Source organism: Clostridium puniceum, assembly GCF_002006345.1.
In the GTDB taxonomy this organism is placed as follows: domain Bacteria; phylum Bacillota; class Clostridia; order Clostridiales; family Clostridiaceae; genus Clostridium; species Clostridium puniceum.
This window is the reverse complement of the sequence record NZ_LZZM01000223.1, coordinates 73308-97353: the sequence shown is the minus strand read 5'-3', so window position 1 is coordinate 97353 and position 24046 is coordinate 73308. Positions and strand designations below refer to the sequence as shown.

The window sequence follows — 24046 nt, the reverse complement described above, 5'->3', positions numbered from 1 at the left end:
TTATAAAATGAAGTATATTTCTTAAAAAAATATACTTCATTTTTTTATTTAGCAAAATCTATTGCTCTTGTTTCTCTTATAACATTAATTTTTATTTGTCCTGGATACTCAAGTTCTTCTTCGACACTCTTAACTAAACTACGTGCCAACTCAACTGTTCCAGCATCATCAACTTTATCTGGTTTAACCATAATTCTAATCTCTCTACCAGCTTGAATGGCATATGACTTTTCTACACCTTCATGTGAATTTGCAATTTCCTCTAATTTTTCCAATCTCTTAATGTATGCTTCCAATGTCTCTCTTCTAGCCCCTGGTCTAGCTGCTGATATTGCATCGGCTGCCTGAACTAGTACGGCCTCTAAAGATTGCATTTCTACATCTGAATGATGCGCTGCTATTGCATTTATTACTAATGGTGATTCATGATACTTTTTAGCTAGATCTCCGCCAATTAAAGCATGAGGCCCTTCTTGCTCTTGATCAACAGCTTTACCTATATCATGTAGCAATCCTGCCCTTTTAGCCAAAGTAACATCTAAACCTAGCTCTGAAGCCATTAAGCCAGCCAAATACGAAACTTCTATGGAATGTTTTAAAACATTTTGCCCATAACTTGTTCTATACTTTAATCTACCAAGAAGTCTTATAATCTCAGGATGTAATCCATGTACACTAGTTTCAAGAGCTGCTTGCTCTCCTTCTTCTTTTATACTAGATTCCACGTCCTTAGTTGCTCTTTCAACCATCTCTTCGATTCTTGCTGGATGTATTCTGCCATCCACTATTAACTTTTCTAGTGCCAATCTTGCGACTTCTCTCCTAATTGGATCAAAACTAGAAAGAATGACTGCTTCTGGAGTATCATCTATAATTAAATCTACTCCTGTTAACGTTTCTAAGGTTCTAATGTTTCTTCCTTCTCTACCTATTATTCTACCTTTCATCTCATCATTCGGTAGTGCAACAACGTGTACAGTTGTTTCAGACACATGATCAGCAGCACATCTTTGGATCGCAGTTGTAATTATTTCCCTTGATCTTTTGTCCGCCTCTTCCTTCGCCTTACTTTCAATATCTTTTATCATTAAAGCAGCATCATGTGTAATTTCTTTTCTAATTTCATCTAAAAGAATTTCACGAGCTTCTTCACCAGAAAGGGCTGATACTCTTTCAAGTTCTGCTCTTCTCTCTTCATAAAGTTTCTGTACATTTGCTTCTACTTGATCTAATTCAAGCATTCTTTGATTGATTGTTTCGTCTTTCTTTTCAAGAATTTCACTTTTCTTATCAAGTGATTCTTCCCTTTGGATTACCCTTCTTTCAAGCCTTTGAATCTCATTTCTTCTTTCACGAGATTCCTTATCAAAATCATTTCTTAATTTATGAAGTTCCTCTTTTGCCTCAAGGATTGATTCTTTCTTTATTGATTCAGCTTCCTTTTTAGCTTTTATTAAAACTTCTTCTGTTTCCTTTTCAATCGATTCAATTTTAGCTTTTGACGTATTTTGAATCGTTTTATAAACCACTATTCCCAATATTAGTAGAATTACTATATCCCCTAATATCATTAACGCTGTTAACACATAAACACCTCCTAATTTATTATTTTCTCGCTATATTACTAACAAGAAAGTATAGTAGGTGTCATACTCTTCTCACTGCATTTGGAATATGATAAACCAGTATTCCTTTTTATTCTATATTAAAAACAAAATTATGTCAAGTTTGCTCATATCATGGTTGAAGCCAAACAGATGAAAAGATTTTAATATAAAACAACCACTTATATATTAATGAAACCCAATTATATAGCTATTCTTTTATAAATTGATTAAGTTTATTTAAGGCTTCATTTATTCCTCCAACTTGATCAATAAGTCCACAATCTACCGCCTGTTTTCCAATAAGCATTGTCCCTACATCATTTAGTAATTCATCTGTTTGTAGCATGAATTGTTCTAAAGTTTCCATTTTAATATTAGAAGTTCTAACTATAAATTCATTTACTCGTTCTTGCATTTTCTTAAAATACTCAAAAGTTTGAGATACTCCTATAACAAAGCCATTCATTCTCACTGGATGAACTATCATAGTTGCTGATGGAGTTATAAATGAAAATTTTGCAGAAGTTGCAAGAGGAACTCCTATTGAATGTCCTCCACCAATTACTATAGATACTGTAGGTTTAGACATACTTCTAATCATTTCAGATATACCAAGACCTGCTTCTACATCGCCTCCAACAGTATTTAATACTATAAGTAGTCCCTTAACTTCATCATTTTGCTCTATATCTATTAATTGTGGAATAATATGCTCATATTTTGTCGCTTTTGTTTGTGGTGGAAGTACTGAATGTCCTTCAATTTGCCCAATTATAGATAAAACCTGTATCCTTTTATTCGGATCTATTAACGCTGTATTTCCAAGTTCCTTTACACTTTGTATTTTATCATTTGACTCTGATTTATTATTTTCATTTTCAGTATTCTCGCTATTAAAAATATTTTTATACATAAAAAATTCCTCCTATACAATTTTATTTTGTACAAAAGGAATTATTTTATTCACAGTTAAAACTTAAAAATCTTATAATTATGTTTTCCTCTTAGGCATCTATTTTAAAGTTTAAAAGTCTTATGTAAAACATTTATTGCATCTTTTTCATTTTTAGCATGAACTAAACACCAAATAGTCATATGTGAATCAGCTGTTTGCAATACTTCTATGCAATTGTCACTTAAAGCTTTTATAATCTTAGCCATAACACCTGGTATCCCCTTCATTTTTGAACCTATAACAGCCACCTTGCTACAATCTTCTATTAAATTATATTTTAATTTAGCATTATTCAATATTTTCACTAAAACATCCTTATCTTTTTGATTTATGGTAAAAATTTGTTCACTCGGAAAAATATTTATTAGATCTAAGCTTATTTTATTAGCTGCAACTAAATCTAAAACATTTCTATATTTAATATTTCCTTCATTTTCAGAAGCTTTAACAGAAACTTGAATCCTATTTTTTTGACTAGTAATTCCAGTCATTATTCTTTCTTTATCTTTATCACCAAAATTATTTATTAAAGTTCCCTTAGAATTACTCATAGTGTTTTTTATTAATATAGGAATATTACCTTCCATAGCAATTTCTACAGCTTTTGGATGAATTACAGTTGCTCCCTTATCTGCTAGTTGAAATACTTCATTATAACTTATTACATCAATTAAATTAGCATTTTCAACAATTCTTGGATCAGCTGTCATAATTCCATCTACATCAGTATAAATTTCAATAGAAGAGGCCTTAAGTGCAACACCTAAAATAGAAGCTGTAGTATCACTTCCGCCTCTGCCTAGAGTAGTTAAATATCCACTTTCACTAATCCCTTGAAAACCTGTTATTACAGGAACTCTTCCTTGTGATACTAATTCTAAAATCTTCTTTGGTTTAACTTCAATGCACGCAGCATCTGTGAAATTATTATCTGTTATTATCCCCGCCTGTCCACCATTAAGAGGCATAGTATCGATTCCAGCTCTATATAAATCACTACTCATAACAACAGAACTTATAGTTTCTCCACAACACATAAGTAGATCTTGAGCCAATTTATTTGTATTTTTAAATTTATCATCTATTAATGATAACAATGTATCCGTAGCATAAGGTTCACCTTTTCTTCCCATAGCGGATACAACTACAACAGGGTTATATCCTTCCTTAATAGCATTTCTAACCTTTTCGATTACTTGTTTTCTATTTTCATCAGTTGATACTGAAGTTCCTCCAAATTTTTGTACAACTATTTTCATTGTATTTCCTCCTAATTATAATCTTACCTTTTTAATTACTTCATCATCTGCATCTAAAATAATTGTTTTAGCTCCAATTTTTTTTACACATTCCCATGGAATTTCTAAAAAGTCTTTATTACTAAAAATATTGAATTTACCACCACTTAAATTAATAATTAAATATTTGAAATTACCTTCTTCATCTATTATTAAATCATTATTTAAAAGATAATCATATTTTTCCCCATCATTAATGTTTATAAGTTCATATCTCTCTATTTCACTTAAATATTTCACTTTACTTTCTTCACTCATAATAAAAACCTCCTTTAGTACTCATAAAATAATATGAGAAAAGGAGGTTAATTATTACATTGTTTTTATAACTTAAGCATATTATTATGCTTTGAATTATCATAAGCTTTGGCATTTTTTAGAATTATAGAGTTTAGTTTATCATACTCTACTTCTTGACCAACATAAGCTGTATTTAGAACTCCCCTTTTAAAACATTTATCTAAAACATATTGAATATTATCTTCGTTTATTTCATCTATTTTCTTTATAACATCTTCTTGAGTTTTTATTTTATTTCTAAAAAGATATGTTTTTGCATTTGAAAACATTCGCGAACTAGTACTTTCCAAGCCTAAAATATAATTTGCTTTAATCTTTTCCTTATTTATTTCAAGTTGTTCTTTAGTTATACCATTTTTACCAAATAAATCAATTTCTTTATCTATAACTTCTAATGCTTTTTCTCCATAATTTCTATTTAAACCTGCATATATATTTAATGTCCCTACTCCTTGAAACGGTTGAAGATACGATGCTATAGAATAACATAATCCTAACTCTTCTCTTACCTTTTGGAATAAGATTGAAGAAGCTCCTCCTCCAAATATATTATTAAGAAGTACTAATGCATAATTATTTTCATCTCCATATGGTAATCCTTCTAGACCTAAAGAAATATGAAGTTGTTCAATTTCTTTTTTAGCATATGCAGAATCAATATGTATTGGTGTTTCAGCATATTGTGGTTTATATTCATTTTTGCTTTTCCAAGAACCAAAATATTTATTAATTAAATCTTCCAATTCCTTATCGTCAAATTTACCACAAACTGATATAACAGAATTATAAGGCGTATATTTATCACTAATGAAATCTAATATTTTTTCTCTAGTAAATGACTTCACTAAAGGAATAGTTCCAAGTATAGGATATCCGAGTGCTCCTTTTCCAAAGCAAGCCTTAGAATGTACATCATCTAATACATCCTCTGGTGAATCTTCACTCATATTAATTTCTTCAATTACTACACCTTTTTCTTTTTCTATTTCTTCCGGATCAAACTTTGCATTTAACATTATGTCTGAAAGTACATCTAAAGATAAATCTAAATGAGTACTTAGTGCTTTAATATAATAGCAAGTAGCTTCTTTACTTGTAAATGCATTAATTTGCCCACCTACATTTTCTATTTCTTCCATTATTCCTTTTGAAGTTCTTTTATCAGTACCTTTGAAAAACATGTGTTCAATAAAATGAGATATTCCATTGAACTCTAAGTTTTCATTTCTAGAACCATTTTGAACCATAACTCCAACACTAATCGAATTTAAATATTCTATTTTTTCAGTTACAATTCTTAATCCATTTTTAAGGGTATATGTATTATACATTTTTCTTTGCCCTCCTATTTAGAAAAAAAAAGGCAATTAATTGCCCTTTATTTCTCTTCTTTATTTTCTTGTTCAACTAAAGCATCTTTTCTTGAAAGATTTATTCTACCTTGTGGATCAATTTCTGTAACTTTAACTAAAATTTCATCTCCAACAGAAACCACATCTTCTACCTTATTTACTCTTTCTTTAGCTAATTTAGAAATATGAACTAATCCCTCTTTACTTGGTAAAATTTCCACAAATGCTCCAAAAGTAGTTATTTTAGTAACTTTTCCTAAGTAAACTTCCCCTGATTTAACTTCTTTAGTTAAACCTTCTATTATCTTAAGAGCTTCTTTAACTCCTTCGTGGTCAGCTGAACTTACAAATACAGTTCCGTCTTCCTTTATGTCAATCTTAACACCTGTGTCTTGTATGATCTTGTTTATAACCTTACCGCCAGCTCCAATTACATCTCTGATCTTATCTGGATTTATGCTGATTGTTTCAGTCTTTGGTGCATATAACGAAACATCCTCTCTAGGTGCTGCCATACATTCATTGATTTTATCAATTATCGTAAGTCTTGCTTTTCTAGCATCTTTAATAGCATTTTCTACTACATTAAAGCTAAAACCTTGAAGCTTAGTATCAACTTGAATTGATGTAATCCCTTCTGTTGTTCCCGCTACCTTAAAGTCCATGTCTCCAAAGAAATCTTCGATTCCTTGAATATCAGTAAGTACTGCTTCTTCTGATAAATCTTCTGATGTTATTAACCCCATTGCAATACCAGCTGCTGGTCTCTTAATTGGCACACCTGCATCTAATAATGCTAATGTTGAACCACAAACTGATGCTTGCGATGTTGAACCATTTGAGCTTAAAACTTCCGATACCAATCTAATTGTATATGGGAATTCTTCTTCTGATGGAATTAATGGTTCAAGAGCTCTTTCTGCTAATGCACCATGACCAATTTCACGTCTTCCTGGTCCTCTTAAAGGTTTCACTTCACCAACACTGTATCCTGGGAAGTTATAATGGTGCATATATCTTTTTGATTGTGCTTCATCTATTCCATCTAATATTTGAATTTCACTGATTGATCCAAGTGTTGCAACAGTCATTACTTGAGTTAATCCTCTTGTAAATAATCCTGTTCCATGTGTTCTAGGTAAAAGACCTACTTCACACCCTAAAGGTCTAATTTCATCAAATGCTCTTCCATCTGGCCTTCTTTTATCCTTTAAAAGCATGTATCTTACAACCTTCTTTTGCATATTGTAAAGAACTTCTTTTATTTCACCAGATTTATCAGCATATTTTTCTCCAAATTCTTCATTAACTTTTTTATTCACTTCGTCTATGGCTGCATTTCTTTCATCTTTTTCCATGATGTACATTGCTTCTTTCACCATATCATGAGCAAATTCTTTAACGTCTTTTTCAAGTTCTGGATCTACAGAATACAACACTGGTATATCCTTTGTTTTTCCAAACTTAGCTATAGCTTCTTCTTGGAATACAATAATCTTTTGACACTCATCAAAGCCATATTTAATAGCATTAATCATAGTATCTTCTGGTATTTCATTTCCACCAGCCTCAATCATCATTACTTTTTCTTTAGTCGCACATACGGTTAGAAAAAGAGTGCTTTGTTCGCGTCCTTTAGTATCTGGATTTGTAACGAATTTACCATCGATAATTCCTACTTGAACTGCTGCAGTTGGAATTGTATATGGAATACTTGAAAGGCATAATGCAAGTGATGCTGCATTAACAGCTAAGATTTCTGGCAAGTTGTCTTTTTCAACAGATACTACTGTAGTAACTACTTGAACATCATTTCTGTATCCTTTAGGAAATAGAGGTCTTAGAGTTCTATCAACAGCTCTTCCATTTAATATAGCTCTTTCTGATGGTCTTCCTTCTCTCTTGATAAATCCACCTGGAATTTTACCTACTGCATATAATCTTTCTTCATATTCAACACTTAGAGGAAAGAAATCTATTCCTTCTCTTGGTTTTTCTGATGCATTAACATTAGTTAAAATTACTGTATCTCCATAGCTGGTAAATGTTGCTGCATTTGATAACATACCTACTTTTCCGAATTCAACTTTCAATTCCCTTCCAGCGATTTCAGTCGTTAGAACGTTATTCATAATTTCGACCTCCCTTTAGGTTCATCTATTTTTGTTATTTATATGTGTTATATATTTTTAAAATAATAGAGCGGAAAACTCCGCTCTAAAAATTATCTTCTTAATCCTAATTCTTTGATTAAAGTTCTGTATCTTTCGATGTCTTGATCACTTAGGTAGTTTAAAAGACCTCTTCTTTGACCAACCATCATTAATAATCCTCTTCTTGAATGGTGATCTTTCTTGTGAACTTTTAAATGTTCAGTTAAAGATTTGATTCTTTCAGTAAGTAATGCTACTTGAACTTCTGGAGAGCCTGTATCTCCTTCACTTCTTCCAAACTTTTTGATTAATTCTAATTTTGTTGCCTTATCCATTATAAGTGCACCTCCGTGTATTATATTAATTATCCCCCAGTTCCAAGTAAAAAGATGGCACCTTTAAACTTAGAATTAGGTTCCCTGTGTTATTATATCAAAAGTAACTATTAATGTAAACTATATTCTTAAACTCGACATGTAATTCTCATTTTGAGCGAAAAATCTGTCTCTTTCAAGTTGACTCTTTAATTCTTCTATCCCATTAAATTTCTCCATATCTCTAATTTTTTTTATAAAACTTAGATTTATTTTTTCGCCATATATTTCTCTATCAAAATCTAAAATATAAGTTTCCACTGTTATAGCCTTACCATCCACTGTAGGATTGCTTCCTATAGATGTAATTCCCTTATATATATTATTATTCACCATTATATTAGTATAATATACACCAGCTTTAGGTAAAATGAAATTTTCTTCATATTGTAAATTTGCTGTAGGAAAACCTATTGTTCTTCCAATCTGTCTTCCATGAATAATTTTTCCACTCAAGGTATATGGTAAACTAAGCATTTTACCAGCATCTAATACTTCTCCAGCTTCTAAAGCTTTTCTTATCCTAGTACTGCTTATAACTTCATTCTTATATGTACACGGCTCCATAACATATAATTCATATCCATACTTACTTTGCAAGCTTTTTAAAAATTCTACATTTCCTAAGTTTTTATATCCAAATTTATAATTAAAACCTACAATAAATCCTTTTACATTGTACTTAAATACTAGAAATTCCACAAATTCTTTAGGTGTCATTTTCATAAATTCAAGATTAAATTCTTGAAAGCAAACGATATCTACCTTATGACTCCTTAAAATTTCAACTTTTCTATCATTATTCATTAAAAGTTTAGGTATACTTCCTTTATCTATAAGAGTTTTAGGATGATTCTTAAATGTAAAAACCATGCTTTTCCCATCATTTTTTTTAGCAATTTCCACCACTTTATATATTAAAGAAAGATGCCCAATATGAAGTCCATCAAAACTCCCAAGAGCTATATAATTATTAGAACTTTGAATATCTTTTATATCTTTATTTATAATAATCATTTCTTCACTCCCACATTAAGGAATATTCCAGAAAATAATTAGACATTAGAAAGAAAATAGTGAATTAAAAATCCTAAATTAATAATTTTTCAATTTTGAATCCTTCATCATCTTGCTTTCCAATACCTATGAATATTTTTTCACTATCATAAACCCTATATAAAACATTTTTTTCTCGCTTTTCATTTGTAATCCTCTTATCAAAAACTTTAACTCCATTTACTAACAACTTTGTAAATGAACTATTTATTGTAATTTTAGGATAAAACGAAAGTGCTTCTTCAATTGTTATTATATAATTTTGTATATTTTCTTTAGTCAAATCGCCTACATTAATACTATCTTCTTGTTTAAAAATAGATGTTTCAGTTCTGTTTAACCCAGCCATAGTTCCACCCACATTAAGTTTTTCACCAATATCATAGCATAAACTTCTTATATAAGTTCCTTTAGAGCAAGCTACCTTCATATATACATAAGGCAAATCAATTTTTAAGTCAGATATATTAAATATATTAATTCTTCTAGCTTCTCTTTCTACTTCAATACCCTGTCTAGCTAAATCATAAAGTCTTATTCCATTTTTCTTAAGTGCAGAATGCATTGGAGGGATTTGATCATATTCTCCAATAAAAGATAACACAACTTCTGAAACTTCCTCTTCTGTAAGCTGATCTGTTTCTCTTGTTTCCATTACTTCGCCTTCTAAATCATATGTAGTTGTTTTTGTTCCAAGTAACAGTTTAACTTCATATACTTTTCTACTATCCATGATATAATCGATAATTTTTGTAGCTTTTCCAAGGCAAACAGGAAGAACTCCCGTTGCTTCCGGATCTAGGGTACCAGTATGTCCAACTTTTTTTTCATTAGCTAAGAATTTAATTTTTCTAACCACATCAAAAGAAGTCATTCCTTTATTTTTGAATATGTTTAATACTCCATTTATATGTAGGGTTTCCTTTTTAATAGATGAAATATCTGTTTCATTGTCTATAATTAAAGTTTCCATTTCTTTTTTCATATTTAAAATTTCTGTTCCCTTCTTCATATCTGAAGTTTCAATTCCATTTTTCATAAGTGCATTTCTTCTTTAAGTATCTTTAATAATCTTTCCTTTGCTTCTGCAATACCTACATCTTTTAGCATAACACCAGCAGCTTTTATATGTCCGCCTCCGCCATATACTTCTGCAATTTTTCGTACATCTACATTATTTTTAGACCTTAAACTACCTTTAACTCCATCCTTAACCTCTTTTAAAAGCATAGAAACTTCCACACCTTTAATCCCAAGTCCAACTGAAATTATATCAGAAGTATCAGTATTTAATAAATTAAAATCTTCTAACATTCCTTGTGGTATTTGAAGGATTGCTACCTTATTGTCTAAAACAAGTTCTATATCAGATAAAACACTTCCCATTAATTTTACTTTGTTAAAAGGCTTATTATCAAAAAGATTACTGTGAATTTTACTGTTATCTACTCCACTCTCTATAAGCTTTGCTGCTATATTGTGAGTTCTACTTGTAACATTTGAATGTCTAAAAGAACCAGTATCTGTTACAATCCCTGTATAGATTGCATTTCCTATAGCTACTTCTATATCAGTTTTGTCATCAAAACTAATTCCAAATTCCTCAATTAATAAATATGATATTTCACACGTAGAAGCTGCTTTTATATCCACATAATTAATAAATCCATAATTTTCGTTAGAAATATGGTGATCTATATTAATTATTTTACCATTATAATTACTTAAATCTGCAGATATCCTGTCAACATTACCACAATCTAATACTATTACTAAATCTGTATTTATTTTAGGTTCTGTAATACTCCCATCAATCTCATTAGATAAAGAAAGGAAAGAGAGGTTATCAGAAATAACATCTCTTGATATAATGTATGAATCCTTTCCTAAATATCTGAGTGCATTAAGCAATGCCAATGTACTTCCTATGGCATCCCCATCTGGAGATGTATGAAATGATAATCCTATTCTTTTTGATTTTAAAATTTCTTCTTTTATAGCCTTAAAATACATTATTCTTTACTTATTCTTTGAATTAATTCATCCATATGCATACCATAGTTTATAGAATCATCTAATTCAATAATTATTTCTGGGGTGTGTCTTAAATTAATTTTTTGACCTACTGTTTTTCTTATAAACCCACTTGCACTCTTTAATGCTTCAAGGTTAGTTTTCTTTTCATCATCATCTTTTGAAAATATGCTTACATAAACCTTAGCATATCTTAAATCTTTAGTAACTTTAACATCAGTAACTGAAATCATAGCTGTAAGTCTTGGATCTTTAATTTCATTTTGAATTAAATTACTAATTTCTCTTTTGAATTCTTCGTTAATTCTTCCACCTCTATAATTGGCCATGTTTATTTCACCTCTTTTAAAGCTCTTTTCTCTTAATTGCTTCCATCATGAAACATTCAATAATGTCGCCTTCTTTAATGTTATTGAACTTATCTACAGTTAAACCACATTCGTATCCAGCATTAACTTCTTTTGCATCATCTTTAAATCTCTTAAGTGATGATAATGTTGATTCGCAAACGACTATTCCATCTCTTATAACTCTTGTTTCTGCATTTCTTTGAAGTTTACCATTTAATACATAACAACCAGCTATTGTTCCAACATTGGAAATTTTATAAGTTTCTCTTATTTCTGCAGATCCTAATATAACTTCTCTATATATTGGATCAAGCATTCCTATCATAGCTGCTTTAACATCATCAATTGCATCATAGATAATTCTATAAGTCTTAATATCCACACCATCTCTATCTGCTTGGAATGATGCATTGTTGTCTGGTCTTACATTGAACCCTATAACTATTGCATTAGACGCTGTTGCAAGTGTTATATCAGTTTCAGTTATTGCTCCAACACCGCCGTGAATAACTCTTACTTTAATATCATCTGTAGAAAGCTTTTCTAAAGATTGCTTAATAGCTTCAACCGAACCTTGAACATCTGCTTTTACTATTATTGCAAGTTCTTTAACTTTACCTTCTTTAATTTGATTATATAAGTCTTCTAATGAAACTCTATGATTTGCAAGTAAAGTTTCTGCCTTTAATTTATCTTTTCTAGTCTCTGCCATATTTCTAGCAGTTTTTTCATCTTTTACTTGATTAAATCTATCCCCTGCTTCTGGAACTTCTGAAAGACCTAAAATTTCTACTGGAATTGATGGACCAGCAGATTTAATGTTTTTACCAGTATCATCAAACATAGCTCTTATTCTACCATATGTAGATCCAACTAAAATTGAATCCCCAACTCTTAAAGTTCCATTTTGAACTAATAAACTAGCAACTGCGCCTCTGCCTTTATCAAGCTTAGCTTCAATTACAGTTCCTCTTGCTCTTCTATTTTCATTAGCTTTTAGTTCAAGCATTTCTGCTGAAAGAAGAACCATTTCAAGTAACTTATCAATATTTAAATTTTGTTTTGCAGATACTTCTACACATATAGTATCTCCACCCCAATCTTCTGTAAGCAAACCTTTATCTGCTAATTCTTGTTTAACTCTATCAATATTTGCACCTGGCTTATCAATTTTGTTAATTGCAACTACAATTGGAACTCCTGCTGCTTTACAGTGATCAATAGCCTCTTTAGTTTGTGGCATGATTCCATCATCTGCTGCAACAACTAATATAACAAGATCTGTAATTTGGGCACCTCTAGCTCTCATTGCTGTGAAGGCTTCATGACCTGGAGTATCCAAGAATGTTATTTCTTCTCCATTCAATGTTATAGTATAAGCTCCTATATGTTGAGTTATACCACCAGCTTCTGAATCAGTAACCTTTGCTTTTCTTATACAATCAAGTAAAGATGTCTTACCATGATCAACATGCCCCATAACAGTTACAATTGGTGGTCTCTTTTGAAGATTTTCTTCATCATCTTCTTCTATTTCTAATACTTCTAACTCTTGAATTTCTTCTTTCTTTTCAACAAGAACTTCATATTCAGCACATACTTTTTCTGCTGTTTCAAAATCTATTTCTTGATTTATTCCAGCCATAACACCCTTGAATATCAATGTTCTTATTACATCATTTGTAGGTTTATTTAACTTTTCAGCTAATTCCTTAACCGTTATACTTTTACCTATCTCTATTATTTGAGTGTCTCCACTATTCTTTTCAGCTTGAGCCATTAATGCTTCTTCTTCTTTTTTAGTTTTTTTCTTTTTCTTACTTGCCTTATTAAGTTGATCTGCTAATTCATCTTCATATACGTCTACGATACTTTTTGCTCCATTAGATTCTTCTGATACCGCTGAATTTTCATCTGATCTTCCTGCTAATAATTCCTTTATTAATACAGCATCCTCATCTTCAATTGTACTCATGTGATTTTTTACTTCTATATTAAATTCTTCCATTAATATAGTTATTAATTCCTTTGACTCTATGTTAAGTTCTTTTGCTAATTCATGTACTCTTATTTTTGACATGCAGTCACCCCCATATTATTATCTACTCATATATTTTTTCCTCCTCATATAGCGACAACATTTTCTTTGCTATATCCTTATCCAGTATTCCAAGTAACATAATTTCTTTACGTCCAATTGGAGTTCCTAGTTCCTCTTTTGAGAAATCTTCAATATATGGTATATTCTTTTCTATACAATGCTTTTTAAATTTATCTTTAGACTTATTTGACAAATCATTAGATATTATAAACATATAAATCTTAGTATTATTTCTATAATCATCACATTTACTATATCCTTCAAGTAAATTTCCTGATTTCTTTGCAATACTTAGAAAGTTAAAAAACTTATTCATTGCTTACTTCTTCCTTTAATTTATCATAAATTTCTTCACTTATAGAAATATCTAAATTTCTACTAAGTCTTTTTGTTTTAAATGCTTTTTCAAGACATTCTGTACTTTTACAAATATATGCTCCTCGACCTGACTTTTTACCAGTTAAATCTACTGCTACTTCGCCTTCTGGAGTTTTTACTATTCTAATCAATTCTTTTTTGGGTTTCATTTCCATGCAACCAGTGCACATTCTTAAAGGAATTTTCTTAACCTTCATGAAAAGCACCCCACTATTCTTCTATTTTTTCAATTGAAGCTTCTGTATCAATTAAATCATCAACTTCAATGTCTTCTGAAATTTCCAATTCAGCTAAATCAGTAGTTGCTTCATTTTCTATCTCTACTTCTGTATTTAATATTCTTTCTTCTTCTTCATCTTGAGCTTCTTTTTGAGATTTACTTTTAATATCTATTTTCCAATTTGTAAGTTTAGCAGCAAGTCTTACGTTTTGACCTTCCTTACCAATTGCAAGTGAAAGTTGATTATCTTCAACAACAACCTTTGCTGATTTGTTTTCCTCATCAACTACTACACTTAAAACCTTTGCTGGACTTAATGAATTAGCTATAAATTCTTCTGGATTTTTACTCCATTTTATTATATCTATCTTTTCATTTTTCAATTCATTAACTATACTTTGTACTCTTACCCCCTTAGGACCTACACAAGCTCCCATTGGATCTACTTCTTCATTATTAGAGTATACTGCGATTTTACTTCTCGAACCTGCTTCTCTGGAAATATTTTTAATTTCAACTACACCTTCAAAAATTTCTGGAACTTCAAGTTCAAATAGTCTTTTAACTAATCCTGGATGTGTTCTTGAAACATGTATTTGAGGTCCTTTACTTCCATTTTTCACTTCAACTATATATAGTTTTAACTTTTCGTTGAATTTATATTCCTCATTTGGAATTTGTTCATTAGGACCTATTATACCTTCTAATTTTCCTAAATTAACAAAAACAATGCCCTTATCTTTTCTTAGGATAGTTCCTGTAATTATATCGAATTCTTTTTCTTTGTACTCATCATATATTATGCTTCTTTCAGCTTCTTTAATTCTTTGGGTAACAACTTGTTTTGCAAGTTGAGCTGCAACTCTTCCAAAATTTTTAGGAGTTACTTCTATACTTATAATATCATCAACTTCACTTTTAGGACTAATTACTTTTGTCTCTTCAATTGAAATCTCTGTTATATCATCATATACCTCATCTACTATTGTTTTTTGAGCATATACATGTATTTCTCCAGTTTCTCTATCGATATTAACTTTTACATTTTGTGCATTTGTATTAGCATTTGCATAATTTTTCTTATATGCAGCAACCATTGCATCTTGAATTGTTGTAAAAAGTAAATCTTCGCAAATCCCCTTTTCTTTAACTAATTCTTTAAGAGCACCTACAAACTCTTCATTCATTTTTATACCCTCCTTGTTATATTTCCCCTTCTAAATTGGCAGCTTTTATTTTATCTTTTAGAATTTTAACTTCAGTTTCTGATTCAATTACTATTGAATCCTCTAAAACCTCTTTTAATATTCCTTTTACATTTTTCATTCCATTAATTGAACTTGTAAGTTTAATTAATACTTCACTGCCTATAAATCTCTTAAAATGTTCTTCTGTATATAGACCTCTATTAAGTCCTGGTGAAGAAACTTCTAAATAATATGCATCTTTAATTGGATCTTGAACATCTAGAACTTCACTTACTCTTCTTGAGACCGCTTCACAATCGTCTAATGCTATTCTACCTTCTTCTTTGTCTATATATATTCTTAAATAGAATTCTCCATTTTCTTTTATATATTCTACATAATACAATTCATATGATAATTCTGTGGTAATAGGTTTAACTATTTCTTCAATCTTTTCAATTAATACATCCTTTTTCATTTTTCTAACCCTCACTTTCATTTTTTAAAAATACATAACTTATATCTATCTTATGCATTTTTAAAATTTGTAATCAAAAACGCAACTATCTTAAATTAGTTGCGTTACAAACAGAAAGAGCGGGCAATTTTCCCACTCCTTTTTTCTAGCTATTAGAAATAAATCTATTTATATGATATCACAAATAAATTCACAATACAAGGGATACTCTTAAATTTTAAATATATCTATTTTAAAACTCTTTGGCATTCTTTCAAATATAATTTTTAAAATTTATTTTACAGATTTTATTATTATTTTAATGTGAGTTCTTGATTGCGTTTCACGCTTTTTTAATCAGTGTATAGTTTTTCTATTTCTTCCATAAGAGCATCAACCAATTCTTCTTCTTTTACTTTTTTTATTACTTTACCTTTTTTAAATATTATTCCTTCGCCTATTCCGCCTGCAATTCCAATATCAGCTTCTCTAGCTTCTCCAGGGCCATTTACAACACATCCCATAACTGCAACTTTTACATCTTTTTTATAATTTTCTAGTCTCTTTTCAACTTCTTCTGCAATCTTTATTAAATTTATTTGAGTTCTTCCACAGGTAGGGCATGACACGAATTCAACACCTTTTTTCTTTAATCCTAAGGTTTTTAAAATTTCAATACCAACCTTTATTTCATTAATAGGATCTGTCGTTAAAGACACCCTTATAGTATCCCCAATTCCTTCTGCAAGAAGTGTTCCAATTCCTACACTTGATTTAATCGTTCCCCTTTGAATAGTTCCAGCCTCTGTTACACCTAGATGAAGAGGATAATTACATTTTTCTGCTATTAATCTATAACACTCTATCATCATTGCCACATTAGAAGACTTTATCGATATTACAATATCATGAAAATCTAAATCTTCTAAAATTTTAACATGCCTTAATGCACTTTCTACCAAACCTTCGGCTGTTGGCATACCATACTTTTCTAAAATATCCTTTTCTAAAGATCCAGAATTAACCCCAATTCTTATAGGTATTTTTTTCTCAGTGCAAGCTTCTTTTAGAATTTTAATTCTATCTATACTTCCTATGTTTCCTGGATTTATTCTAAGTGCTGAAACCCCATTTTCAATTGCTTTTAAAGCTAGTTTATAATCAAAATGTATATCTGCAACTACTGGAATTGGTGATTTTTCCGTTATTTCTTTTAAGCTTTCAGCATCCTTCATATCAAGCACTGCACATCTTATAATATCGCATCCAGCATCATATAATGCTTCTATTTGCTTTAAAGTAGCTTCAACATTTTTAGTTGGAGTATTAGTCATTGACTGTAATGTAATAGGCGCATCTCCTCCAACATATACATTTCCTACTTTTACTTTTCTTGATTTTCTTCTTTCCATATGTACATCGCTCCTATTTTTCGCAAAAAATATTGTTACTTATATGTGTTTATATAAGTAACTTACGCCTATAAATCTATATAGACGTAAACTTTAAGCATATTTAAAAATATTTCTTATGTTATTTTTCCTAAAACTTTACTGGAAATAATATATCTTTTATAGTTACTAATATCATTAACCCTATAAGTGCTGCAAATCCTACATAATTTAAGGCTCCAACTATCTTATCTGGAACTTTTCTTCTAGTTATTAATTCGATTAGTAATATTACACACCAGCCACCATCTAATGCTGGGAATGGTAATAAATTAAACACAGCTAAGTTAACACTTAAAAATCCAACAAAACTAGCTAAGTTCCAAATTCCTGATTCTGCTGTTGCTGCTGACATCTTAATTATTGTAATAGGTCCACCTACATCAGTTTTAAGATTTGCTTTTCCTGTAAATATCATTTCTAAACCTTTAAATGTCTGCGTAACTAGTGATGCTGTTTGCTTAAAACTTTGTTTAAAGCTTTCTCCTAAAGTAGGATCTTGTACTTTAGGAAAACTAACCCCAATTAACAATTGACCTTCATCATTTTTTCTCGGTGTTACTGTTATTTCCTTTTTTTCTCCATTTCTATCAACAATCATATTTATAGAATTTCCATACGATAATGCTATTCCCGCTTGAATATTTTCAAATGAAAAAGCTGTTAGTCCATTTACTTTTAAAACTTTATCTCCAGTTAAAATTCCTGCTTCCTGAGCTGGCGATGATGGCTGAACCTCTGCTAATGTTGTACTTCTATATCCAAAATTATGTATTATAGTAGCGAAAATCACTATTGCTAATACATAATTCATAAAAACTCCTGCAATTATTATACTTATTCTTCTTAAAGGAGACTTTGCCGAAAAACTTCTTTCATCTTCAACATTTTCTTCTTCTCCCATCATTTTTACATATCCACCTATAGGAAAAAGTGCTAAGGAATACTTTGTTTCTTTTCCTTGCTTTGAAAAAATTTTCGGCCCCATACCTATAGAAAATTCTTCAACCCTAACACCATTTAGTTTTGCTAAAGTAAAATGACCTAATTCATGAACAATTATTAAAACTCCAAAAGCCAATATGGCCATAATTATATACATATTTTTAATTTTCCTCCTTAAACTGCTGTATTTTTATTACATATTCTTTAACCCTTTTATCTAAGTCAATAATATTTGCTATTGTTAATTCCTTATGAACCTCTTCTTTAAACACATCCATACAATTTTCTATTATTCTTGAAATTTCTAAGAATTTTATTTTCTTATTTAAAAACAACTCTACTGCTGCTTCATTAGCTCCATTTAAAATAGTTGGCATAAGTCCACCTATTTTCCCTGCTCTAAAGGATAATTTTAAGGCTTTAAAAGTATCTGTATCTGGCTTTTCAAAAGTTAATTTCGATATTTCATAAAAATTTATTGTATCTGCAATAAGATTTTCCCTTTGTTCATAATTAAGAGCATATTGTATTGGCAATCTCATATCTTGAGCTCCAAGCTGTGCCATTATACTTCCATCTGTATATTCTACCATAGAATGAACAATACTTTGTGGATGTACCACAACTTGTATGTTGTCATAATCACAACAAAAAAGCCAATGTGCTTCTATTACTTCAAGACCTTTATTCATAAGTGTTGCTGAATCAATAGAAATCTTTCTTCCCATATTCCATTTAGGGTGCTTTAATGCATCTTCAACTCTTATTTCCTCTAATTGCTTTATTGTTTTCCCTCTAAACGGCCCCCCTGACGCTGTTAATATTACTTTTCTTAAAGTATTTATAGAATTTCCTCTTAAAGCTTGAAAAATAGCACTATGCTCCGAATCTACCGGAAGTATCTTCACATTATTTTCCTTAGCAGCCTTCATTACAATTTCCCCTGCAACAACTAAAGTTTCTTTATTAGCAAGAGCAATATCTTTTTTAGCTTCTATAGCTTTCATAGTAGGTTCCAATCCTATCATACCAACTACAGATGTCAATACGATGTCAATTTCATCTAAAGAAGCTATTTTATTAAGTCCTTCTATTCCTTCTAGAACTTCAATTGACTTCTTATGTTCCCTACAATAATTTTTTATTTCGAAAGCACTTATAGAATCCATCATAGCTACATAAGAAGGTTTGAATTCCTCAATTATATCAATAACTTTATTTACAGAAGTATTAGCAGTTACTCCTATTAATTTTAATTCTCCATTTGATTTTCTAATTACATCTAAGGTTTGGGTTCCTATAGACCCTGTGACCCCTAGTATAGAAATTTTTCTCATCATTGTTCCTCCTAAAAGCAAATATCAATTAGCCATATCATAAATCAATCTGTATTATAAATTATTTCTTTTGCTACGATACTATACATTGGCCCAACCAATATTCCTAAAATCCCAAAAACCTTCACACCAATATATATAGATAATAATATAACAAGTGGGTGAATATTTAATTTATCCCCTAAAAATTTAGCCTCCAATATTTCTCTAACTACTTGCACTAATATATATATACATATTAATCCAAATGCGCAAAGAAAATTCTTCATTATAATATTGTATATTATAATCGGAATAAATACAATTATAGTTCCAACATAGGGTAAAATATCTAAAATTCCACATATTACTGCTAATGTAAAGGAATTAGGTATCTTAAGTATAATAAAACCAACAACAATTTCTAAAGTTGAAATTAATACTAGTATTCCTTCTATTACAATCATTTGAATAAAATTTTCTTTTTGTGCTCCAAATTTTATTATTATTTCACTAGGAAATATCCTTGAAATCAAATCTAATATTTTTTTCTTATCTATTAATACAAAAAAAGTACATATATTCCCTATAAAATAAGCTAAAATACTTTCTCCTGTACTTACTGCACCTTTTCTTATATTTTGATCATTAATTATAGAAACTACACTTTTCCCAATTTTAAAATCTTTAAAGTCTATATTTATAGCAGTAGAAATATCCTGAATAAATTTATTTATAACCTCTAAATTTCGTGAATATACCCTTTTAAAAATATCTATAATTTCACTTCCTAAATATATTCCAATTAAAAGTATAATCACATTAACCAGTATTATACTCAAAGCACCCGCAATTTTATTTGGTATTTTGGATTTAAGCATAATTTTATATATAGGCGTACAAATTATAAACATTATAATTATGGACAAAAAAGGTTCGAAATAATATTTTATTAGAAATGTTCCTATTACTGCAAATATAAGAGAAAATAAAAGTGAAAAAAGTTTTTTATATGTTTTAAAGATATTTTTCACCTCACTAATTTGTATTTAAGTATAAAATAAAAAAACGATTTACTCTATAGTATATGCTTACACTTTCACATTAAAAACTTTATAATTTAATTTGCATATATAAGTCTAATTAATTTTCATAACATGCAAAAAAATACCTATAAATTCAAACACTTTTTCATGTGTTCAATCTATAGGTATAGCTTTATTTTAATTTGTTCTTTTTAATAATATATTAGATTTTTATAATAAATGTTAAATAATAAAAAATAACTGTTGCAGAAAATATTATACTATCAAACCTATCCAATATTCCTCCATGACCCGGAATTAAATTGCTATAATCTTTAATTCCCACATTTCTTTTTATTGAAGATGCAACTAAATCTCCTAGTTGACCAAATATTCCACATAGAGCACCTATTATGAAATAGTTATATATCGGCATAATATTTATATATCTTTGAACTATAATTCCATAAATACCCGTAAAAATTGTTGCTCCTATAAGACCACCTATTGAACCTTCTATGGTTTTCTTAGGAGATACTTTGGGTGAAAGTTTATGTTTTCCAAAAAGCTTACCACTATAAAAAGCAGCTGTATCCGAAAGCCATGAACCAATAAATATAATCCAAACCAAAAATTCTCCTGCTGGTTTTGCATTAATTACATATATGAATCCAAATAAAATTCCGCAATATATAAATCCTAATAGGGTTAATGAAATATCAATAAAAGTATATTTCAAATTTATAACTGGAATTATTAGCATCAAAAATACTGTTGCAACAAGAACATACATCATTAATTCAAAATTATGGTTCAATAAATAATATATTATTAAAAGAATATACCCTGCACTTTTTACTGGTTTAAAATTCTTTTCTTTTACTGCATTATAAAACTCCCAAAGTGCAATTATAGATAATGCAAATACAAATCCCTTAAGATAAATTCCTCCAAGAAAAACGAATATTATAAATGGGGCAATCATCACCGCACCTAAATATCTATTATTAGACTTCAAAATCTAACCACTCCTCTATTTAACTTTACCAAAGCGTCTATCTCTATTTTGATAATCCGCTATAGCTCTTTTTAAATCCACTTCCTTAAAATCTGGCCAATTTATATTAGAATACCAAAATTCAGAATAAGCACATTGCCATAACAAGAAATTACTAAGTCTTTGTTCTCCAGATGGTCTAATAATTAAATCTGGATCTGGTATTCCTTTAGTATATAAATATTTCTCTACTAATTTTTCATTAATTTCCTCTTCACTTATTTTATTGTTTTTTATATCTGAACTAATAAGCTTAATAGCCCTAACTATTTCATCTCTTCCTCCATAGTTTAAAGCAAAATTTAAGTTTATCTTAATATTATTCTTAGTAGTTTCTATAGCTTCATTTAAAACCTTCTGACATTCTGCTGGTAGCTTTGATGTGTCTCCTAAAACATTCATTCTAACTCCATTTTCATGACATTCTCTTAATTCTTTCTTTAAATAAGTGACTAAAAGGTTCATTATTGCTCCAACTTCATCTTTAGGTCTTGACCAATTTTCAGTTGAAAAAGCATATAAAGTTAAATTCTTTATTCCAAGCCTAGTAGCTTCTTTTAAAATCAACCTAATGGTCTCCATTCCAGCTTTATGCCCCATGCTTCTAGGCAAACTTTGTTCTTTCGCCCATCTTCCATTACCATCCATGATTATAGCTATATGATTGGGCATATTATCCATATCTAATTCAAAATCTTCTTTATGTTCTTTTTTGGTTCTAAATATTTTTAACATGACTTCTCCCCCTAGTTTTATCAATTAACAGTTTTAAATTAACAGCGAAGAGTTAAGATTGAAAGCCGTTGGCTTTTTTTATATCATTTTTTAATCTAAGTCATAGATTCTATTTTATTATAATTTACTATAAAACAAAAAAATTTATTCATCTTCATCCATACTTCCCGAATAAGCTATTCACACCAAATCATTATCCTGCAAATATAACTTACTTCAGTTGTTAGCCAAGTTCAAATACCAAATACCAAATTTATGTTCTCTCTTATCTGCTTATTCACGGAATAAGCGGCTCAAACCAAATCAAAGATTTTGATTCCCTGCTTAAGGAAAAAAACCTGCTTTCTTAGCAGGTTTTAAGATCTAAACTGATAAAACTGATTTTTCTTTTGCAGCAATTACAGTATCTATTTGCTTTACTACCGCATCAGTCTTCTTTTGAATTTCATCTTCAGCTTTTTTTATTTGATCCTCCGATAAATCAGAATCCTTTTTTAAAGCTTTAATTTTATCATTAGCAGTTTTTCTAATTGATCTTACCGCAACCTTAGCTTCTTCTCCTGTTTTCTTTACATTCTTAACAAGAACTTTTCTAGTTTCTTCTGTAAGTTCTGGTACTACTAATCTAATAATCGAACCATCATTTGAAGGATTTAACCCTAAGTCTGATTTTAAGATAGCTTTTTCTATCTCTTTTAATAAAGGTTTTTCCCATGGTGTTATCATAAGTACTCTTGGTTCTGGTGCTGAAATATTTGCCACTTGGCTAAGCGGACACATACTTCCATAATAGTCAACTTGGATTCTATCAAGCATCGTTGGGTTTGCTCTCCCTGCCTTCATTGTTGACAAATCTGACTCTAATACAGATATTGTTTTTTTCATTTTGTCTTCTGCATTTTTTATGATTTCCTTAATCATGATTCTCCTCCTATTTCTTTGTTACTAATGTACCTATACTTTCTCCATACATTGCTTTTTTAATATTTCCTGGCTCATCTAACCCAAATACAAGAATTGGAATTTCATTATCCATACATAATGAAGTTGCTGTAGAATCCATCACTTGTAATCCTTGTTCTAGCACTTGTATATATGATAGTGTATCATATTTTTTAGCATCTGCATACTTATGAGGGTCTTTATCATAAACTCCATCAACTTTTTTGGCTAAAAGAATTACATCTGCTTCAATTTCAGCGGCTCTTAATGCAGCAGTCGTATCTGTTGAGAAATATGGATTTCCTGTTCCTGCAGCAAATATAACAACTCTACCTTTTTCTAAATGTCTCATCGCTCTTCTTCTTATGAATGGTTCTGCAATTTCTTTCATTTCTATAGCAGTTTGCACTCTTGTTTTAACACCTACTTGTTCTAATGAATCTTGAAGTGCTAGTGCATTTATACAAGTTGCCATCATTCCCATGTAGTCAGCAGTGGTTCTGTCCATTCCTTCCCCACTTCTTCCTCTCCATATGTTTCCGCCACCAACAACAGTTCCAACTTCAACACCCATGTCAACTAATTCTTTAATTTCAAGTGCTATTCTTTTAGCCACATTAAAATCAAGTCCAAATCCACTAACTCCAGCTAATGCTTCCCCTGAAAGTTTTAAAATTACTCTCTTGTATTTACAATCTGCCATTTACTCTTACCTCCTGAATATCTTAGGGCTTTATTTTCTTTATTCTCTAA

Annotated in this window: 24 protein-coding genes; all 24 read right to left on the bottom strand. The window is 29.9% G+C overall.

Going from position 1 to position 24046, the window contains the following annotated elements; all coding sequences use genetic code 11:
- Window positions 1-44 precede the first annotated feature (44 nt).
- Complete coding sequence (rny, locus tag CLPUN_RS23820) at window positions 45-1586, bottom strand: ribonuclease Y (RefSeq protein WP_143329121.1); 1542 nt, start codon at window positions 1584-1586, stop codon at window positions 45-47.
- A gap of 229 nt (window positions 1587-1815) precedes the next feature.
- Window positions 1816-2520 (bottom strand): ClpP family protease, encoded by a 705-nt coding sequence (locus CLPUN_RS23815; protein ID WP_077849696.1) that lies wholly within the window; start codon window positions 2518-2520, stop codon window positions 1816-1818.
- A 104-nt stretch (window positions 2521-2624) separates the two neighbouring features.
- Window positions 2625-3821 (bottom strand): aspartate kinase, encoded by a 1197-nt coding sequence (gene dapG / locus CLPUN_RS23810; RefSeq protein ID WP_077849695.1) that lies wholly within the window; start codon window positions 3819-3821, stop codon window positions 2625-2627.
- A gap of 15 nt (window positions 3822-3836) precedes the next feature.
- Window positions 3837-4118, bottom strand: coding sequence for a YlmC/YmxH family sporulation protein (locus tag CLPUN_RS23805; RefSeq protein ID WP_077849694.1), 282 nt, complete (start codon window positions 4116-4118; stop codon window positions 3837-3839).
- 65 nt (window positions 4119-4183) lie between these two features.
- On the bottom strand, window positions 4184-5491 hold the full coding sequence (locus tag CLPUN_RS23800; protein WP_077849693.1) for a M16 family metallopeptidase: 1308 nt from the start codon (window positions 5489-5491) through the stop codon (window positions 4184-4186).
- A 47-nt stretch (window positions 5492-5538) separates the two neighbouring features.
- Complete coding sequence (locus CLPUN_RS23795; protein ID WP_077849692.1) at window positions 5539-7644, bottom strand: polyribonucleotide nucleotidyltransferase; 2106 nt, start codon at window positions 7642-7644, stop codon at window positions 5539-5541.
- A gap of 92 nt (window positions 7645-7736) precedes the next feature.
- Complete coding sequence (gene rpsO, locus CLPUN_RS23790) at window positions 7737-8000, bottom strand: 30S ribosomal protein S15 (protein WP_077849691.1); 264 nt, start codon at window positions 7998-8000, stop codon at window positions 7737-7739.
- Between the two features lie 120 nt (window positions 8001-8120).
- A complete protein-coding gene (locus CLPUN_RS23785) occupies window positions 8121-9056 on the bottom strand; it encodes a bifunctional riboflavin kinase/FAD synthetase (protein ID WP_077849690.1) in 936 nt (311 codons plus the stop codon).
- 73 nt (window positions 9057-9129) lie between these two features.
- Window positions 9130-10005 (bottom strand): tRNA pseudouridine(55) synthase TruB, encoded by an 876-nt coding sequence (gene truB, locus CLPUN_RS23780; protein WP_077849718.1) that lies wholly within the window; start codon window positions 10003-10005, stop codon window positions 9130-9132.
- Window positions 10006-10130: 125 nt separating this feature from the next.
- Window positions 10131-11108, bottom strand: coding sequence for a DHH family phosphoesterase (locus tag CLPUN_RS23775; RefSeq protein ID WP_077849689.1), 978 nt, complete (start codon window positions 11106-11108; stop codon window positions 10131-10133).
- Window positions 11108-11458: a 30S ribosome-binding factor RbfA gene (rbfA, locus tag CLPUN_RS23770; protein ID WP_077849688.1), complete on the bottom strand. Its 351-nt coding sequence runs from the start codon at window positions 11456-11458 to the stop codon at window positions 11108-11110. The genes CLPUN_RS23775 and rbfA overlap by 1 nt, the downstream gene beginning before the upstream one ends.
- 16 nt (window positions 11459-11474) lie before the next feature.
- A complete protein-coding gene (infB, locus tag CLPUN_RS23765) occupies window positions 11475-13559 on the bottom strand; it encodes a translation initiation factor IF-2 (protein WP_077849687.1) in 2085 nt (694 codons plus the stop codon).
- Between the two features lie 22 nt (window positions 13560-13581).
- Window positions 13582-13896, bottom strand: coding sequence for a L7Ae/L30e/S12e/Gadd45 family protein (locus tag CLPUN_RS23760; protein ID WP_077849686.1), 315 nt, complete (start codon window positions 13894-13896; stop codon window positions 13582-13584).
- The gene (gene rnpM, locus CLPUN_RS23755; protein ID WP_077849685.1) at window positions 13889-14155 is read right to left on the bottom strand and encodes an RNase P modulator RnpM; all 267 of its coding nucleotides are present in this window, start codon (window positions 14153-14155) and stop codon (window positions 13889-13891) included. The genes CLPUN_RS23760 and rnpM overlap by 8 nt, the downstream gene beginning before the upstream one ends.
- A 13-nt stretch (window positions 14156-14168) precedes the next feature.
- A complete protein-coding gene (nusA, locus tag CLPUN_RS23750; RefSeq protein WP_077849684.1) occupies window positions 14169-15365 on the bottom strand; it encodes a transcription termination factor NusA in 1197 nt (398 codons plus the stop codon).
- 16 nt (window positions 15366-15381) lie between these two features.
- Entirely contained in the window at window positions 15382-15843 is a 462-nt protein-coding gene (gene rimP, locus CLPUN_RS23745) for a ribosome maturation factor RimP (RefSeq protein ID WP_077849683.1), read from the bottom strand.
- Between the two features lie 332 nt (window positions 15844-16175).
- Entirely contained in the window at window positions 16176-17267 is a 1092-nt protein-coding gene (gene ispG / locus CLPUN_RS23740; RefSeq protein ID WP_278281679.1) for a flavodoxin-dependent (E)-4-hydroxy-3-methylbut-2-enyl-diphosphate synthase, read from the bottom strand.
- A 97-nt stretch (window positions 17268-17364) separates the two neighbouring features.
- Window positions 17365-18375 (bottom strand): M50 family metallopeptidase, encoded by a 1011-nt coding sequence (locus tag CLPUN_RS23735; RefSeq protein ID WP_077849681.1) that lies wholly within the window; start codon window positions 18373-18375, stop codon window positions 17365-17367.
- 4 nt (window positions 18376-18379) lie between these two features.
- Window positions 18380-19555, bottom strand: coding sequence for a 1-deoxy-D-xylulose-5-phosphate reductoisomerase (gene dxr, locus CLPUN_RS23730; RefSeq protein ID WP_077849680.1), 1176 nt, complete (start codon window positions 19553-19555; stop codon window positions 18380-18382).
- A 44-nt stretch (window positions 19556-19599) separates the two neighbouring features.
- The gene (locus tag CLPUN_RS23725; RefSeq protein WP_077849679.1) at window positions 19600-20568 is read right to left on the bottom strand and encodes an AI-2E family transporter; all 969 of its coding nucleotides are present in this window, start codon (window positions 20566-20568) and stop codon (window positions 19600-19602) included.
- A gap of 214 nt (window positions 20569-20782) precedes the next feature.
- A complete protein-coding gene (locus CLPUN_RS23720; protein ID WP_077849678.1) occupies window positions 20783-21577 on the bottom strand; it encodes a phosphatidate cytidylyltransferase in 795 nt (264 codons plus the stop codon).
- Between the two features lie 15 nt (window positions 21578-21592).
- Window positions 21593-22351, bottom strand: a complete 759-nt coding sequence (locus CLPUN_RS23715) for an isoprenyl transferase (RefSeq protein WP_077849677.1) — start codon at window positions 22349-22351, stop codon at window positions 21593-21595.
- A gap of 363 nt (window positions 22352-22714) precedes the next feature.
- Window positions 22715-23272 (bottom strand): ribosome recycling factor, encoded by a 558-nt coding sequence (gene frr, locus CLPUN_RS23710; RefSeq protein ID WP_077849676.1) that lies wholly within the window; start codon window positions 23270-23272, stop codon window positions 22715-22717.
- Window positions 23273-23282: 10 nt separating this feature from the next.
- Window positions 23283-23996, bottom strand: coding sequence for a UMP kinase (pyrH, locus tag CLPUN_RS23705; protein WP_077849675.1), 714 nt, complete (start codon window positions 23994-23996; stop codon window positions 23283-23285).
- Window positions 23997-24046 lie beyond the last annotated feature (50 nt).